Origin of the sequence: Sinorhizobium chiapasense (genome assembly GCF_045277575.1) — a bacterium.
In the GTDB taxonomy this organism is placed as follows: Bacteria; Pseudomonadota; Alphaproteobacteria; order Rhizobiales; family Rhizobiaceae; genus Ensifer; species Ensifer chiapasense_A.
This window is the reverse complement of sequence record NZ_CP144206.1, coordinates 1,408,262-1,421,776: the sequence shown is the minus strand read 5'-3', so window position 1 is coordinate 1,421,776 and position 13,515 is coordinate 1,408,262. Positions and strand designations below refer to the sequence as shown.

General features: G+C 60.4%; 19 protein-coding genes. 4 read left to right on the top strand and 15 right to left on the bottom strand.

Going from position 1 to position 13,515, the window contains the following annotated elements:
* Positions 1–133: 133 nt before the first annotated feature.
* The 5 genes from QM996_RS25300 to QM996_RS25280 all read right to left on the bottom strand — a co-directional run bounded on the left by QM996_RS25300 (position 134) and on the right by QM996_RS25280 (position 4,309).
* Positions 134–541 carry a type II toxin-antitoxin system VapC family toxin gene (locus tag QM996_RS25300; RefSeq protein ID WP_334196692.1) on the bottom strand — a complete coding sequence of 136 codons (408 nt, stop codon included), beginning with the start codon at positions 539–541 and terminating at the stop codon, positions 134–136.
* Positions 541–795, bottom strand: coding sequence for a type II toxin-antitoxin system Phd/YefM family antitoxin (locus QM996_RS25295; RefSeq protein WP_173520014.1), 255 nt, complete (start codon positions 793–795; stop codon positions 541–543). Before QM996_RS25295 ends, QM996_RS25300 begins: the two co-directional genes overlap by 1 nt.
* Before the next feature lie 328 nt (positions 796–1,123).
* The gene (gene chrA / locus QM996_RS25290; protein ID WP_500270508.1) at positions 1,124–2,539 is read right to left on the bottom strand and encodes a chromate efflux transporter; all 1,416 of its coding nucleotides are present in this window, start codon (positions 2,537–2,539) and stop codon (positions 1,124–1,126) included.
* Positions 2,532–3,353, bottom strand: coding sequence for a chromate resistance protein ChrB domain-containing protein (locus QM996_RS25285; protein WP_334196690.1), 822 nt, complete (start codon positions 3,351–3,353; stop codon positions 2,532–2,534). The genes chrA and QM996_RS25285 overlap by 8 nt, the downstream gene beginning before the upstream one ends.
* Before the next feature lie 197 nt (positions 3,354–3,550).
* A complete protein-coding gene (locus QM996_RS25280; RefSeq protein WP_334196689.1) occupies positions 3,551–4,309 on the bottom strand; it encodes an alpha/beta fold hydrolase in 759 nt (252 codons plus the stop codon).
* Positions 4,310–4,684: 375 nt separating this feature from the next.
* Here QM996_RS25280 and QM996_RS25275 point away from each other — a divergent pair, with 375 nt between their 5' ends.
* A complete protein-coding gene (locus QM996_RS25275) occupies positions 4,685–5,443 on the top strand; it encodes a DUF1236 domain-containing protein (RefSeq protein ID WP_334196688.1) in 759 nt (252 codons plus the stop codon).
* Positions 5,444–5,554: 111 nt separating this feature from the next.
* On the opposite strand, the gene QM996_RS25270 is transcribed toward QM996_RS25275, so the two are convergent.
* A complete protein-coding gene (locus QM996_RS25270) occupies positions 5,555–5,851 on the bottom strand; it encodes a hypothetical protein (RefSeq protein ID WP_500270388.1) in 297 nt (98 codons plus the stop codon).
* A 501-nt stretch (positions 5,852–6,352) separates the two neighbouring features.
* On the opposite strand from QM996_RS25270, the gene QM996_RS25265 reads away from it, so the two are divergent.
* A complete protein-coding gene (locus tag QM996_RS25265) occupies positions 6,353–7,435 on the top strand; it encodes a sensor histidine kinase (protein ID WP_334196686.1) in 1,083 nt (360 codons plus the stop codon).
* A 20-nt stretch (positions 7,436–7,455) separates the two neighbouring features.
* Here QM996_RS25265 and QM996_RS25260 read toward each other — a convergent pair whose 3' ends face one another.
* The 9 genes from QM996_RS25260 to QM996_RS25220 form a co-directional block, all read right to left on the bottom strand.
* The gene (locus QM996_RS25260) at positions 7,456–7,695 is read right to left on the bottom strand and encodes a hypothetical protein (protein WP_334196685.1); all 240 of its coding nucleotides are present in this window, start codon (positions 7,693–7,695) and stop codon (positions 7,456–7,458) included.
* 251 nt (positions 7,696–7,946) lie between these two features.
* The gene (locus QM996_RS25255) at positions 7,947–8,546 is read right to left on the bottom strand and encodes a general stress protein (protein WP_334196684.1); all 600 of its coding nucleotides are present in this window, start codon (positions 8,544–8,546) and stop codon (positions 7,947–7,949) included.
* Between the two features lie 195 nt (positions 8,547–8,741).
* The gene (locus QM996_RS25250; protein ID WP_334196683.1) at positions 8,742–8,954 is read right to left on the bottom strand and encodes a hypothetical protein; all 213 of its coding nucleotides are present in this window, start codon (positions 8,952–8,954) and stop codon (positions 8,742–8,744) included.
* 60 nt (positions 8,955–9,014) lie between these two features.
* The gene (locus QM996_RS25245; protein WP_334196682.1) at positions 9,015–9,320 is read right to left on the bottom strand and encodes a hypothetical protein; all 306 of its coding nucleotides are present in this window, start codon (positions 9,318–9,320) and stop codon (positions 9,015–9,017) included.
* 108 nt (positions 9,321–9,428) lie between these two features.
* Positions 9,429–9,629, bottom strand: a complete 201-nt coding sequence (locus QM996_RS25240; protein WP_334196681.1) for a hypothetical protein — start codon at positions 9,627–9,629, stop codon at positions 9,429–9,431.
* A 98-nt stretch (positions 9,630–9,727) separates the two neighbouring features.
* The gene (locus QM996_RS25235; RefSeq protein ID WP_500270507.1) at positions 9,728–10,039 is read right to left on the bottom strand and encodes a four-helix bundle copper-binding protein; all 312 of its coding nucleotides are present in this window, start codon (positions 10,037–10,039) and stop codon (positions 9,728–9,730) included.
* 189 nt (positions 10,040–10,228) lie between these two features.
* Positions 10,229–11,260 (bottom strand): DNA topoisomerase IB, encoded by a 1,032-nt coding sequence (locus QM996_RS25230; RefSeq protein ID WP_334196679.1) that lies wholly within the window; start codon positions 11,258–11,260, stop codon positions 10,229–10,231.
* Positions 11,261–11,416 carry a DUF3309 family protein gene (locus QM996_RS25225; RefSeq protein ID WP_334196678.1) on the bottom strand — a complete coding sequence of 52 codons (156 nt, stop codon included), beginning with the start codon at positions 11,414–11,416 and terminating at the stop codon, positions 11,261–11,263. It lies immediately after the preceding gene.
* A 31-nt stretch (positions 11,417–11,447) separates the two neighbouring features.
* Positions 11,448–11,732, bottom strand: a complete 285-nt coding sequence (locus QM996_RS25220) for a DUF1236 domain-containing protein (protein WP_334196677.1) — start codon at positions 11,730–11,732, stop codon at positions 11,448–11,450.
* 302 nt (positions 11,733–12,034) lie between these two features.
* Between QM996_RS25220 and QM996_RS25215 the strand changes: the two genes are divergently transcribed.
* Positions 12,035–12,277, top strand: coding sequence for a hypothetical protein (locus tag QM996_RS25215; RefSeq protein WP_334196676.1), 243 nt, complete (start codon positions 12,035–12,037; stop codon positions 12,275–12,277).
* Positions 12,278–12,686: 409 nt separating this feature from the next.
* Positions 12,687–13,478: a LuxR C-terminal-related transcriptional regulator gene (locus QM996_RS25210; RefSeq protein ID WP_334196675.1), complete on the top strand. Its 792-nt coding sequence runs from the start codon at positions 12,687–12,689 to the stop codon at positions 13,476–13,478.
* The last annotated feature ends 37 nt before the right edge of the window (positions 13,479–13,515 follow it).

Below are 13,515 nucleotides of genomic sequence, written 5' to 3'. Positions count from 1 at the left end.
GGCGAGGCGCTCGAGGTGCGCCGGCAGGGCGGCATCGCTTCCTGTACAGTGCCACCAGGGGTTTATGTCGACCGTTACACCAGCTGGTCGGAGAGATCGACTTCTGTCAGTTCCAAGCTCGTGGGTGGGCCGCTCACGCAGATGTCTCCCAGGGATTGATCACAGATGCGTCCGTGTCTTCAAAATCCTTGACGTTGCGCGTTACGAGGATCAGGTCGTGGACGATCGCGGTCGCGGCGAGGAGCCCGTCAATATCGCCACGCGGCCGGATGGCGGCGATGCGGCCCCATTCGACGGCGATCTGGTCGGTCACCGGGAGGATGCGGTCGCCGTGGTCGTGGCGCAGCTTGCGCAGCCATTCGGTGAGGTGAGCAGCGGCCTTCGGATCCGACTTCTGCTTCAGCGCAATACCGCGCATGATTTCGCCGAGGGTCAGCGCGCTCAGATGGATACTGAGCGGATCGACCGAGCGCAACCAGGCAATCGCCTGCGGCGTGCCGCGCCGCGCCTCCGAAACGATGTTGGTATCAACCAGATACATCAGAAGGCCACGTCGCGGCTTGGTGTCTTGGCGCGCGCCTCGACCGCATCGGCAAGCTCATCATTCCAAGGGGGACCGCCAAGTAGATCGTCGACCAGCGTCGGTCGGCCGGCGCGCAGGGCGTCATAGTCATGGGCGGACAGGACCACCGCCGCCCGCTCGCCACGCAGCGTGACGATCTGCGGCCCCTCGTGTCGGGCCTTCTGCACCACTTTCGAAAAGTGGTTCTTGGCGTCCTGCAACTGCCATTCCATGATTGCGCTCCAAACTAGCTAGTCTGTCTAGCTATATACACCCACCCTCTAACGGATGAAAGCGCAATTTTCTACCGATCGAGGGTGAGAGGACGAAGCGGCGTTGCGCGATCCCGTGCTGTTGCTGATGGCTGACGCCATGGACGCTCGGGGGCAGGGGGCGCGTGCGAGCCCCGTTGGTTCGGGTCGGTCGAGATCGACACGGAAGGCGGCTGGGCGTCGCGCGAAGCGTCGAATGGCTCATCAAACCCGACGACCCACCAAAGTCATAACCCGCCAAATCCTCTGCACAAAGCGACGAGACCAAGACGAGGTGTCGCCTCCGCAATCATGCGGTTGCCAGCGTCCAGCCCATGCCGGCAAGCGCGCAGGCAAGCAGCGTCGTGATGACCGAGGCGTTGAAGCGGAAGATCGCCGTGCCGGCAGCAACCGTCAGCAGGAGCGATGGCATGACCAGCGACCGTAGCACCGGTATGTCGAGCGCGAACAGCCCGAATTGCCAGCTCACGAGCTCCGCAAACAACGTGTGCAGGCCGAACCAGACGGCAAGGTTGAGGATCACGCCGACGACGGCGGCGGTGATCGCCGACATGGCGCCTGTGAGCGCGATGTTGTTCCGCAGCCGCTCGATGAAGGGCGCCCCGAGGAAGATCCAGAGGAAGCAGGGCACGAAGGTCACCCAGGTGGTCAGCATCGCGCCCAGTGTCGCCGCCGCCATCGGATGGAGCCCACCCGGATCACGGTAAGCGCCCATGAAGCCCACGAACTGCACCACCATGATCAGCGGCCCAGGCGTCGTCTCGGCCATGCCGAGACCGTCGAGCATCTCGCTGGGCCTTAGCCAGCCGTAGTGCTGGACCGCTTCCTGGGCGACATAGGCGAGCACGGCATAGGCGCCGCCAAAGGTGACGACCGCCATCTGGCTGAAGAACAGGCCGATCTGGCTGAAGACGCTCTCCCGGCCGAGGACGATGACGATGAGCGCCAACGGCAAGAGCCACAACGCAAGCAGGACGCCGGAGATCCGAAGCGACCATGCAAGATTGGGGCGTGCGTGAACGGGGATTTCCTCGCCGAGCGCGGAGTCCTCGTCTCTCAGAAATGTGCCCGTGCCACCCTTGTGTCCGCCGCCGATGCGAAAAAGCGGCGAGCCGACGCGCGCCCCGACATAGCCAAGCACACCGGCTGCAAGGATGATCAGGGGGAAGGGAACGCGAAAAAAGAAAATGGCGATGAAAGCGACTGCCGCGATGCCGACCATCATCCGGTTCTTGAGGGCCCGGCCGCCAATGCGGAAGACGGCCTGGAAAACCACCGCGAGCACGGCGGCCTTGAGGCCGAAGAACAGCCCTTCGACGACGGTGACATTACCGAAGGCGGCGTAGATGTAGCTCAAGCCCAGGATCGCCAGGAAACCAGGAAGCACGAAGAGAAGGCCGGCAATGAGGCCACCGGCGGTGCGGTGGAGGAGCCAGCCGATATAGACGGCAAGCTGCTGCGCCTCGGGTCCAGGCAGCAGCATGCAGTAGTTCAGCGCATGCAGGAAGCGATGCTCGCCGATCCAGCGCTTCTCATCAACGAGGATGCGGTGCATCACCGCGATCTGTCCGGCCGGGCCCCCGAAGCTCAGCGCCGCGATGCGCGCCCATACCCGCACCGCTTCGCTAAACGAAATGCCGTGGCTCTGCCCTTGCCGCGCCACGTCGGGCGCGGCCTTGTCAGCGATATCGGTCATCTCAGAGATCCTTCTTCGGCGAGGGCCAGTTGTGCGTTTCGTTGGTCGCGTCCCGGCACCAGCGATAGAAGGCGTCGTAGAGCAGCATCCCTGCTTCCAGTTGCTCCAGGTCGTCAGCATACATGCGCGAAAGACCGAGAGAGGCGGCCAGCAGACCCGGCGCCTCGGGTGCAAGCCCAAGACGGGCGGTGTCGGCCCCGCGCACGATGGTAGCGAGCTGCAGCAGCGGGGCGGTTGCCAGGCCGAATTGCTCGACCATGACATCGAAGGTGCAGAGCTCGCCGCGATGGCTCCAGCGGATCGGTGCATCGATGTCGAAGGGCGTGGCGCCGAAGCGCTCGCCGACCAACTCGACCTCGGACGGGGCGACATACAGGAACACCGCCTTCGGGTCGACGAAGCGGCGGATCAGCCAGGGACAGGCGATACGGTCGATCTTCGGTCGTGCCCGGGTAACCCAGATGGTCCGCCCATTGGTGTCCCGTTCGGGGATAGCAGACGCGGGCACGGCCGGATGGCCGCCCTCCGCCCAGGCCTCGAAACCGCCTTCGAGCACGTCGGCAGCAATGCCGGCATTTCGAAGCCAGGCTGCAACGCCATGGCTCAGCTTCTTGCCCTGCTGGCAGATGATGATTGCCGCTGTTCTGTCGACATCCTTCATCCAGTCCTGCACCCGGCGATAGTCACGCCGGTGGGAACCTGGGATGAGGCGTGGATCGGCATCGAAGTCTTCGTCGATCCTGACATCGATCAGTGCCGGGCAGTTCGGCGTGCCGATGAGGCGGGAGAGTTTTTCCGAGGATATTTCGAGAAATGACGACATGACGCGTCCTCCGGATGAGCGGTTGAATGGACGCGATTCTTCAGCTGGCGCCTCATGGGGTGATCGCACCCCCATGCGTGAAGTTTTCCGCTCTTTGAGCAGACTGTCAAGCCGACGGTTGAGAATGGAAGGCCAGTCCACCGTCCTGAGTGCGCAAGGGCGCCGCACTCAGGACGCGGATGCTCGGCGTGTTCGGGCTATTTGCCGGCATCCTTGGCTGCGGTCTCGATAATCTCGGCAACCTTTTCCGGTTGCGAGGCAAAGACAGCGTGGCTCGCCTTGATTTCGCTTACCTTGCTACCAGCTCGCTTGGCCATGCTTCTCTCAAGGTCCGGATTGATGGCGCGATCTTCGGTCGCCACGATCGCCCAGCTTTTCTTCGTCCTCCAGGCGGGGTCGCCCGCCTTGGCCGTGAAAACTTCCTTTGCGGCAAAGACTTGCGATTTTGCCGCAAAGGCGGCCTCCGCTTTGGGAAGGTCGGCGGCGAAATCAGCGGCAAACGCCGTCGGGTCGAGATAGACGTATTTGCCGTCCGCGGTTTCCTTGATGCTCATTGCCGCCGGCGGCTTCGAGCCGGCAAGCGTTGCCAAGTCCTCGCCCTTGTCAGGTTGAAAGGCTGCGACGTAGACCAATCCTTCGACCTTCTGGTGATGGCCGGCTTCGCTGATCACCATGCCGCCATAGCTGTGTCCGACGAGCAAGGTCGGCCCGTCCTGCAGGTCCAGAACACGGTTCGTCGCCTCGATGTCGGCCGCAAGCGAGGTTAGCGGTTCCTGCACCACCGTTACGTTGAAGCCGCGCCGCGCCAGGATATCGCTGGCCTGCCGCCAGCCCGAACCGTCGGCAAAGGCGCCGTGCACGATGACGATGTTCTTGATGTCCGCGGCCTGGGCAGCGAAGGCGACAACGCTCGTTGCAAACGCAAGAGCAATGGTTGGGAGATTTCGGCGGCGCATGCGATCGTTCCTTCCGGGTTCGTGAGGCGATGATCGCAATCTGGTCCCGTGAGGTATCCCGGATATGTCGGCGCCCGTTCGGAAATGTACCGCAATGTAGAAAAAAGCGATCGATCCCTTCTCGCGCCGCCCTGGGCTCAGATCGCGGCAATTGGCCCGCGAAAACGGCTCCGGATCTTGTCTTTGATCGGCTTCCAATTTCCTTCGATACGGTTCCTGTCCATTCAGGGTCCTCGTCGATCTGCAGGCGCTTTTGCAACTCGCGATGAATGTATTGGTTCTCGGCAAACTGGCGAAGAGCCCCGACGTCTCAGGAACATTAGAAAAGCAGAATGGTTTGGGCTGCAGTGCGGATAAACAAGTTGGAGAGTTCTAATGACCAATATCCTTATCAAAAGTGCCTTGGCCCTGAGCCTTGGTACCGTGGGCATTCCAGCCTTCGCCCAAACAGAACAGCCCGCTCAAGGACAAGCCGAGCAACCCGCCCAGGGTCAATCGACCGAGTGTCCTGTAGGGACCGAATGCCCGAAGGGTGGTACGGAACAGAACCAACAGCCCGACACTCAAGGTTCCACACAGCCTCAGACGCAGTCACCTGATCAACAGAATTCGGATGGCGAGCAGATGGGAACGGGGCAGAAACAGCCCGACACCCAAGGCGAGACCCAGCAAGGTCAAAGCACTGAACAACAGAAGACCGACCGAAAGAAGACCGGTGCTGCAGCCGAGGGCCAAACTCAGGAGCAAGGCGGCACGACGCAGCAGAACGATGCAAGCCAAACTCAGAAATCGGGAAGCGGACAGAGCGGCGACGAGCAGCCCACAAAACAGGGTGAAGCCACTCAGTCTGGTCAGGGCAAGTCCAACGCGTCCACGACCAATGTGACGGTCGAACAGAAGACCGAAATCACGCAGGTCATCAAGGAAGAAAACGTCAGGCCCATTGACGTCGATTTCGACGTGTCGGTCGGCGTCGTTGTGCCTCGGACCGTCAAGGTCAAGCTGCAACCGCTGCCGCGCCGTATCGTTCAGATCGTCCCCGCGTACGAGGGCTACCTCTACTTCGTCCTTGCCGATGGTCGGATCGTCATCGTTGACCCGTCTTCGCTGCAGGTTGTCGTGATCATTGCCTGACAGGTCGCTCGGGCCGGCTGGTTACCAGTCGGCCCGTCTCTTTGGCCGCGGTTGCGGCCAGAATTGTCGGGGGTTTCAAAACTTCGGGTGGTAAGCCTCAAAATCGTACGCTCAGCTCGCGTCGGCCGTCGGGCGGGCGTTGATCTGACGCTGGCGCTTTCTGCGGCCTTTCGTTTTGATCTCGACTGCGAGATCGTCGAGATATTCGAGCGCCTCACCCGCAGCGATCGCGGAGGTGGTACTGCCGTCGTCAACGGCCTGCCGCAGGTCGTTTCTCGCCTCTTCCACCGTCTTCTCGATGAACCGGTGCGGATCCTGACTGTGAGAGGCCGCCCATCGCAACAACCGACACATCAGCCTCTCATTCACGCGCATCGCAGTGACGGCCTGGCTCAGCATCAGGTTCATTTTTTGAGCTTTCTCGACCTTTATCTTCCGGGACATGAGATGGTCTCTCCGCATTCTGCGCATCATGTTTGGGTCCTTAATCGAACACTTGCGGGCTGAAGAGGTTCCGTGATCTTTCCGTCGCGGTTGCCGCGGATGCTCATGCGGAACATTTGGTCGCGACGGTGGTTTAACGGCATCAACCAGAGGAGAACGGTCGTGCCCCGCGGAGACAAACGGACAAACACCCAGGACCATCAACGCAAGACTGGCCATGGTAATGAACCGGAACGCGAAGCGTCATTGCAGAAGGGCGGACAAATCGGCGTAGACGCCTCAGTCCGACGTTCCAAGGCGGATCGCTCGGTCTCTCCGAAGAAGGCAGCCGAAACGCGCAAACCGATAGAAGATCGCAGCTCGCGCTGATGCTCAGGTCCCTTCCTGAAAGCGATCTTGAGCTTCCGCTGCGGAACATTTTGAGTGCTGGGACGTACTAGCTGGGCCGGGCAACACGAATCCGCAATGAATGCCCGGTCGGAAGCGAGCAATCCGATGCCGTCACGCCCGTTCGATGAGGACGCAGTCGCCGATGATGTCCTTCGGGCCAGGTTGGCTGCGATCGTGGAATCGTCCTTCGATGCAATTATCAGCAAAGATTTGGACGGCACTGTGCGCACTTGGAACGGTGCCGCGGAGCGCCTGTTCGGGTACATGGCAGAGGAGATGATGGCGCAATCGATCCTGACCATTATCCCGCCGCATCTGCACGACGAGGAGTGGCGGCTGCTCGATCGCGTGGGGCGAGGAGAGCGGATCGACCCGTTCGAGACGGTACGGCAGCGCAAGGACGGAAGTTATATTTCCGTGTCGCTGACAGTCTCGCCCATTCGAAACGGCGTGGGCAAGATCGTCGGTGCGTCGGTGGCCGCTCGCGACATTACATCGACCAAAGAGAAGGAACGGCGCATTCGCCTTCTCCTGCGTGAAGTCAACCACCGGGTTCGCAACCAGTACGCGATCATCCTTGCGATGATCCGGCAGAGCCGCAGTGAGGCGTCCAATGCAGCCACGTTCCAAAAGCAGATCGAGGAGCGTATCTGGGCACTGGCAGCCTCCCACGATTTGATCGCGTCCGCCGACTGGAAGGGGGCCGATCTCGGTGATCTCGTCGAGACGCAAATGGCGCCCTTTCATCCGGGTGATACGTGTGAGATCGCTGGGCCCTCCCTCGCATTGGTGCCGATCGCGATCGAGAACCTCGGCATGGCGATCCACGAGTTGGCGCTGAATTCGCTGCGCAACGGCGTCCTGAAAGATCGAACCGGAGCGATTTCCGTGCAATGGACGCTTGCCGAACGGGGGCCGATCCGAGGTTTCTCGATCACATGGGAAGAGCGGGTCGCACCAGGAAACAAAGGCCCGAGCTTTCCGCAAACCGGGTTCGGCGCAGTTGTGCTGAGGCGCAGCGTTGCGCAAGCGCTGAGCGCGACCGTCGACGTCGTCTCCGGCGACGGAATGCTCCGGTGGCGATTGGCAGGACCGGCGGATCGATTCCTGGAGCCATATCAGACCGCCATCGAGCCGCGCCCGACCGATGGGGCATAGCGGCTCTGTGGCTCGCGCAGTCACTCTGCGAGGTGCTGGCGGCGTTCGTTCATGAATTTGTCGAGATCACTGCGCGCCGGCCCCACACGGCCGAAAATCTCGCGTGCGACCAGAGGCGTCAAACCGTATTTCGCAATGAATTCCGCGAGATCGTAATGCCCGTAATAGACGGCCTCCGACGGATTGATGATCTTGGCGCGCCCTCGTTTGACAGGTGCAGACGGTTTGCTCCTATGGGAAGCGGGCTGGTGCTGTGCCATCTCGATCTCCTGGTGTCGTGCGACGTCGGTGTTTGCGGTTCGCAACCCACGCCGACCCGTGGCGCTGCGTCAGCGCCCAAGCGTTCCAACGTCCATTTTGTTCCCTCCCGGGAGCCTTGGAGCGCGACAATACTGAGGTTTCGACGCCGGACAGACATGGGGCGGTCGTTCCGCCCGAACGGTCGAGACGTGTCTTGACGAAAGTCGGCGTGTTCCCCGGGGCGCAATCAGTCGGTGCTTGCCGGGATTCATTAGGGGCGCGGTCGCAGCCGATGCCGCTCGGCGTCTATCTCCCCGTCCGTCCAGGGTCTGCCAGCGTCATCGAAACGTTCCCAGCCCGTCTGCTCGTAGTTGGCGCGGCGCTCTGCGGGGTCCACGCTCGCTCGGCCGAGGATTGCCTGAACGCGGTAGGCCATCGGTTCGTCGAGAAGACGGGCAATGACCAGTGTGCCGCCACGGCGTATCCCTTCCGCGTAGAAATGTGCGTCCTCTTCATAAACGCCGGCATCAATCAGTCCGCCGATGATGCCGCCCACCGTGCCGATGGAAACGGCGCCGGCGGCGGCCCCGGCAAGTGTCGCTGCCAGCCAACCGGCGGCAACGACGGGACCGATCCCTGGAATGGCCATCAGGCCAAGGCCCGCCAACAGGCCGAGAGTGCCTCCGGTCACCGCGCCGACGGCTGCCCCAGTTCCGGCACCCTCGACAGCGTGGCTTTCGCCCGCATGCCAGCCGCCCACATTATTGGCGATGATGCTTATGTTCTCGGAGGGAACGCCCGCCTGCTCCATCTCAGTGACCGCTGCGCGTGCGTCAGCGTAATCGTCGAACAACCCTGTCACCGTTTGCATTCGAAACCTCCCTATCGCTGCCGGCGGCACTGGCTCACCCAGAAACTCCGCAAATTCCCTTGGCCCAACCGACGGTCGTTTCTTTGGTTCCGGTCGTTTGGTCTCCTGCGGCTCCAGGCCAGGCGTGGCGGGGCGGCTACAGTCGAGCGGATTGGCCCAACGACTGCCGGTAGCGAGAGGCGGCCGTTGTGTCGGTCAGTCGATCTTTCCCATCAAAGCCGTGCCGAGACTGCCCATGGCGAACGAGGCGCCGAAGGCGAAGATCTGCATGAAGAGGGCGACGGGTTCGATTGAGCCGCTGTGGCCAAGCGCCTCCGGGTTTTGGGCCACGATCACCAGAGCGGTGATGGCGCCCAGCAGGAAGCCGGACGACAGATGCCAAAAGAGAAAACGCAACAACCTGGGCATTTCTACCTCCGTGGAAGAGAGGCGAGTGCCTTCGGCAACAAGGGCTGTCGCGAGCAACGATCAATCGGAATCGATTGCCTCGCGGCTCACACGTTCCTCCAGCCTCACCAGGTACGATTGCAGGCGGAGAAGCTTCTTCCGATTGTCGGCAACGAGCGCTTTGATCACCTTGGAGCGGTTCATGCCAGGAGCTGCCCCAACGACTTCGCTCGCCTCTGCAAGAATGTCGTCGATCTCGTGTTCGAGCTCTTTCGTCATTTGCCGCAACATTGCCAATTGGTCTTCGAGCGGATGTGCATCCGCATCTGCATCGAGATATGACCGATTGTGCTGTCCAGCATCGAGCGAACGCGTTTCCTTGTGCATCACCGTGCACTCCTCCGGCAGCCGAACCGGCCTGCGCGCAATTGGTTCCCGGCCTTTGATTTCGCAGGGGACAGCGTGCAGCCGGAGCGCTGCGATTGAGCTTCGTTGTTATCCGGCCATGAGCTTGAGAGCCTCCGGATCGCGGACGCCTGACCGAAACAGTTCGATCACGCGCGTCGCAAGGGTTTGCGCGCGCGTGTCCGCGGGCGAAATGTTCTTCTCTCTCAACAGTTGATTGAGCACGTCTTGCAGCATCGCCATCTCCTGGGGGCGAATGACGGCGGTTCGATCTTGCCCGTTGGTGTGCATGGGGTTTCTCCTGGAGAAGCCCCATCCAACTTGCGCCCCGCGATTTTGTTCCAGCGAAAGGATTTTGCCATGCCGCGCCGACCCGGGTGTGTCAGACCTCATGCTGCCATTCTGCGGCAGCTTTCGGCGCAGCGCCGACACGCTTCGACGCAACTTTCCATGTTGCCGAGATGCATACAATCATCCGCACACTCCTGGCAGAGGTCCGCGCAAATCCGGCAGACTTGCCGGTGGTGTTCGGTGCCGATCATCATCAACCGCGCGGACGCCTGGCATAGCTCGGAACAGGAGAGAATGAGCCGAAGATGCCGCGGTTCCACATGTTTTCCCCCGAGCTCGACGCACCGTTGCATGGCGGTGTCCAAGCATTCACGATGGCAAACGAGGCAATCGTCGATACATTCGCTCATCTCGGACATCTGGTTGTCGTACATGGTTCCGTCCTCCTCCTGTTGGGCATCGATCATGCGGGAAATGTTTCGCGTGCCCCTGTTGAACCAAACGCCGACAGGAAAGGTTCCCGATGTGTGCGCAAGCCCGCCATTGCGTCGCCCCGGCACGCGACGCGTTAAGGTGGCGTCTTGAAGCCGTCCATGGACCTATCTGCTCTTCGTCGAGTTGCGCCGTGTTAGAAATCGGACGAACTGGGCTTCGTCCGCCCGAAGACCCTTAAGCGACTTCGGGTTGGCGCTGCCTTTCGGGATTGTTTCGCCAGGATGTGAAAGAGCGAGGACGGCGGGATGGACATAGCTCTTGCGGCAAACGGCGGGTGTGTTGTGGAGGACCTTCGCTGCCGCCTCGCACATTTGTTTGATTGTCGGGCGCTTGCCTTCGTCGAGGGCCTGTCGTACGACCGCAAAGGCAGCAACGCTTCCCGCCCAGGTTCTGAACGTCTTGGCGGAGATTTGGGTGCCGGCGATATCGGCGAGATAGCGATTGAAACGGCCGGATTCGATCGGCTGTGCCTTGCCGTTAGACCCCACGTAAACAAAGAGTTGTCGCCCCGGAAGTTCAGCAATTTCCTCCAGAATCCGTTGCAGTCTGGGATTGCGCAGGCGTCTGCGGATACGCTGCCCGCCCTTGCCCCTGAAGTTCAGTTCGATGCAATCGTCGCGGATCTTGAGATGCCGCTTGAGAAGCGTGGTGGCGCCGTAGCTGCCGTTCTGCTCGACATAGTTGGCACTCCCGATGCGAAGCGGTGCCTGATCGAGCAGCGCAGCCAGCGTGGCAAGAATTGTGATCGGATCGTCGATCGGCCCGCTCATATGCTTGCGGATCGTTCGGCGCATTCGCGGCAGTGCTTTGGCAAAGGCAGGAAGCTGGTCGTATTTGGCGCGGCTTCGCAATTCCTGCCAGGCATCGTGGTAGCGATATTGTTTCCGGCCGCGCGCATCGTAACCGGTCGCCTGAAGGTGGCCGTTCTTGTTCAAACAAATCCACACATGTTCGTAGGCTGGCGGCAATCCAAGCGCTTCAATGCGCTCAATGATACCGGGGTCCTTTAAGGGTTCGCCGTTCGGGCGTCGATAACAAAAGCCGTTCCCGACGCGCGACCGGCTGTAGCCCGGTTCCTTGTCGGAAACATAGACAAGGTCGTGCTCAGCCGGTGGCACGCTCTGGCCTGTGCCCAATCAGACCCGCCCCATCAACAGGAGCACCACCAGTACGACGACCAGAACGCCCAGCAGGCCGGACGGGCCGTAGCCCCAACTCGCAGAATAGGGCCACGCGGGAAAAGCGCCGACCAGCAGCAGAATCAGGATGATCAGCAGTACGGTTCCAAGCATCTTTCAGTCCTTCCGCTATTCGCTCCTTGAATCACCAGACTTCGATGACTTCGCGGGTCTGCGGATTGATCAGCACTCTACGGTCATTGAGCACCACGTAGCCGTAGGCAGGCTGATTTGGGATCGTCTGGATCTCGATGGTATCGGGAATGCGGGTGCCGACGACCAGGTCGCCTTGATAGACGACCGAAGGGCTGCTCTGCTCAAGAACATAGGTTTTGACTTCCCCGGGCACGACGACGGTTGCGGTCTGCGCGACGGCGACACCACCGAAGGACAGGCCCGCGAACAAACTTGCCAGGATTATTTTCTTCATGATCAAGCCTCCTAACTGGTGTGGACTAACCGACGATTGCGAGAATGGTTCCGAAATGCAGCCGATAGCGGTAGGCCGAGCGAGCAAGGTGACGGACCGCCTTCACCCGTGCGCCCGTCGCGCCGCACGGGTGTCGAAGTGATGTTTGTCAGCGGCTGCGCATCCGCAACCTATCTGCTGGAAACGTCTCGCTTTTCGAACTTCAGCCACGGGTCCTGTTGGCCGGATTGCGACCGATGCCTTCAACTTCGCCCGGAACCCGTCGTCGTCCTCCGAGTTTATTTACCGAACAGGAGGAACCAATGGTGAAAACGATCGAAACGAACGTCGACGCCAATGCCGGACGTGACTTCGAATGTCAGTTGGCAATGAGTGATCAATTTCGGCTCCTGACGGAATTCGCCGAACATGCCGGGTGGTCCTGGGACGAAATCGCCATGGCCTTGCTGGAGTTGACCGACGACTATGTCGCCGCCATGCGCACACCATTGGAACCCGCCATGGCGCACGCCAAGTTCGCTCCGAAAAGCAATACGAGGCACTGAGTTCGCGGTGCTCGCAACCCCAGAGCATCCCTCCAGAACAGTAGGCGCCCATGGCGAGGCTACCGTGTCATGAACTCAGTTCGACATCTGTGGCCACATAATACTTAGGTGTGATGTTCGATACCTATTTCAACGTAGCATACACGGACAGGCATACTTCTTTTTTCATCCGCAACACACCAATTTGATCGTATTCTGAAGACGCCTTTTGTAGTAGTGTCTAATATATTGGTTGTTGTAGAGTAAGTGTGTTTCGCAAAATTTTTTAGCGGAGAGTCTCCGTCAAGTTAATGCGTCGGAACGATCTCCAAGTATAAACCGAAGTATTTTTATGACCTGGTAGCGCAGCCCTGGTGGTTTCATTGCGACTCGTGGTCTGAATATTTTCGGGTCTGGGGGAAATGTAATTATGATCTTAAAAAAGTCGAATGGAAAGCAATTAGCTAACGATACCTTCCACTTGTCCGGTAAACATTTCGAAACCGTCGAAGTGGGCCCGGAGGCAGCACCCCAACGGGAGCGCCTGCTGGTTATCATCGACGGTCGCGCGCTTGACCGGCAATGCTTGGCGCAGAGCATCGTCGCCCACAAGGCGGAGTTACGGGTGCTGGCCTTTGGATCAATCGAGGAATGGAGACAGCGGCACAGCCAATGGCCTCAACTGTCCGCGATCCTGCTGAACATCGGCGGGAGAAGAATTTCTGAGCCGGCCGTCGCCGAAGAAATTCGCAGATTGTCGTCGGATTTTGAGCCGGCGCCCGTTATCGTCCTGGCAGACACAGACGAACTTAGCCAGATCATGAAGGCGCTTGAATGCGGGGCGAAGGGCTATATTCCGTCCTCCGTCAGCATCGATGTCTGCATCGAGGCCGTCTACCTTGCTTTGGCCGGTGGCACATTCGTTCCTGCCAGCAGTGTGTTCGCCATGCGCCAGTTGCTGGAAACGGGGAACACGGTCGCGCGTCCGCTGGCAGGCATGTTCACAGCGCGCCAGGCGGAAGTGGTCGAAGCCCTCAGACGTGGAAAGGCTAACAAGATCATCGCCTATGAGCTCAATCTGCGCGAAAGCACCGTCAAGGTTCATATCCGCAATATCATGAAGAAGATAAAGGCGACCAACAGGACCGAGGTCGCCTACAAGATAAACGATCTGTTCCCAGCGGATCCGCCAGTCGACGGCATCGGCCAGCGGTATCGCTGATGGAACGTGTTGCTGGACGCCGCGCTTGGTACGGGAC

Coding starts and splice junctions, on each gene's coding strand:
- QM996_RS25225 (WP_334196678.1), bottom strand. CDS start 11,416: ATGCTTGGAACCGTACTGCTGATCATCCTGATTCTGCTGCTGGTCGGC.
- QM996_RS25280 (WP_334196689.1), bottom strand. CDS start 4,309: ATGCGCCGCCGAAATCTCCCAACCATTGCTCTTGCGTTTGCAACGAGC.
- QM996_RS25235 (WP_500270507.1), bottom strand. CDS start 10,039: ATGAGCGAATGTATCGACGATTGCCTCGTTTGCCATCGTGAATGCTTG.
- QM996_RS25275 (WP_334196688.1), top strand. CDS start 4,685: ATGACCAATATCCTTATCAAAAGTGCCTTGGCCCTGAGCCTTGGTACC.
- QM996_RS25215 (WP_334196676.1), top strand. CDS start 12,035: ATGGTGAAAACGATCGAAACGAACGTCGACGCCAATGCCGGACGTGAC.
- QM996_RS25270 (WP_500270388.1), bottom strand. CDS start 5,851: ATGAACCTGATGCTGAGCCAGGCCGTCACTGCGATGCGCGTGAATGAG.
- QM996_RS25255 (WP_334196684.1), bottom strand. CDS start 8,546: ATGCAAACGGTGACAGGGTTGTTCGACGATTACGCTGACGCACGCGCA.
- QM996_RS25245 (WP_334196682.1), bottom strand. CDS start 9,320: ATGCACAAGGAAACGCGTTCGCTCGATGCTGGACAGCACAATCGGTCA.
- QM996_RS25265 (WP_334196686.1), top strand. CDS start 6,353: ATGAATGCCCGGTCGGAAGCGAGCAATCCGATGCCGTCACGCCCGTTC.
- QM996_RS25300 (WP_334196692.1), bottom strand. CDS start 541: ATGTATCTGGTTGATACCAACATCGTTTCGGAGGCGCGGCGCGGCACG.
- QM996_RS25220 (WP_334196677.1), bottom strand. CDS start 11,732: ATGAAGAAAATAATCCTGGCAAGTTTGTTCGCGGGCCTGTCCTTCGGT.
- QM996_RS25295 (WP_173520014.1), bottom strand. CDS start 795: ATGGAATGGCAGTTGCAGGACGCCAAGAACCACTTTTCGAAAGTGGTG.
- QM996_RS25285 (WP_334196690.1), bottom strand. CDS start 3,353: ATGTCGTCATTTCTCGAAATATCCTCGGAAAAACTCTCCCGCCTCATC.
- QM996_RS25260 (WP_334196685.1), bottom strand. CDS start 7,695: ATGGCACAGCACCAGCCCGCTTCCCATAGGAGCAAACCGTCTGCACCT.
- QM996_RS25210 (WP_334196675.1), top strand. CDS start 12,687: ATGATCTTAAAAAAGTCGAATGGAAAGCAATTAGCTAACGATACCTTC.
- QM996_RS25250 (WP_334196683.1), bottom strand. CDS start 8,954: ATGCCCAGGTTGTTGCGTTTTCTCTTTTGGCATCTGTCGTCCGGCTTC.
- QM996_RS25240 (WP_334196681.1), bottom strand. CDS start 9,629: ATGCACACCAACGGGCAAGATCGAACCGCCGTCATTCGCCCCCAGGAG.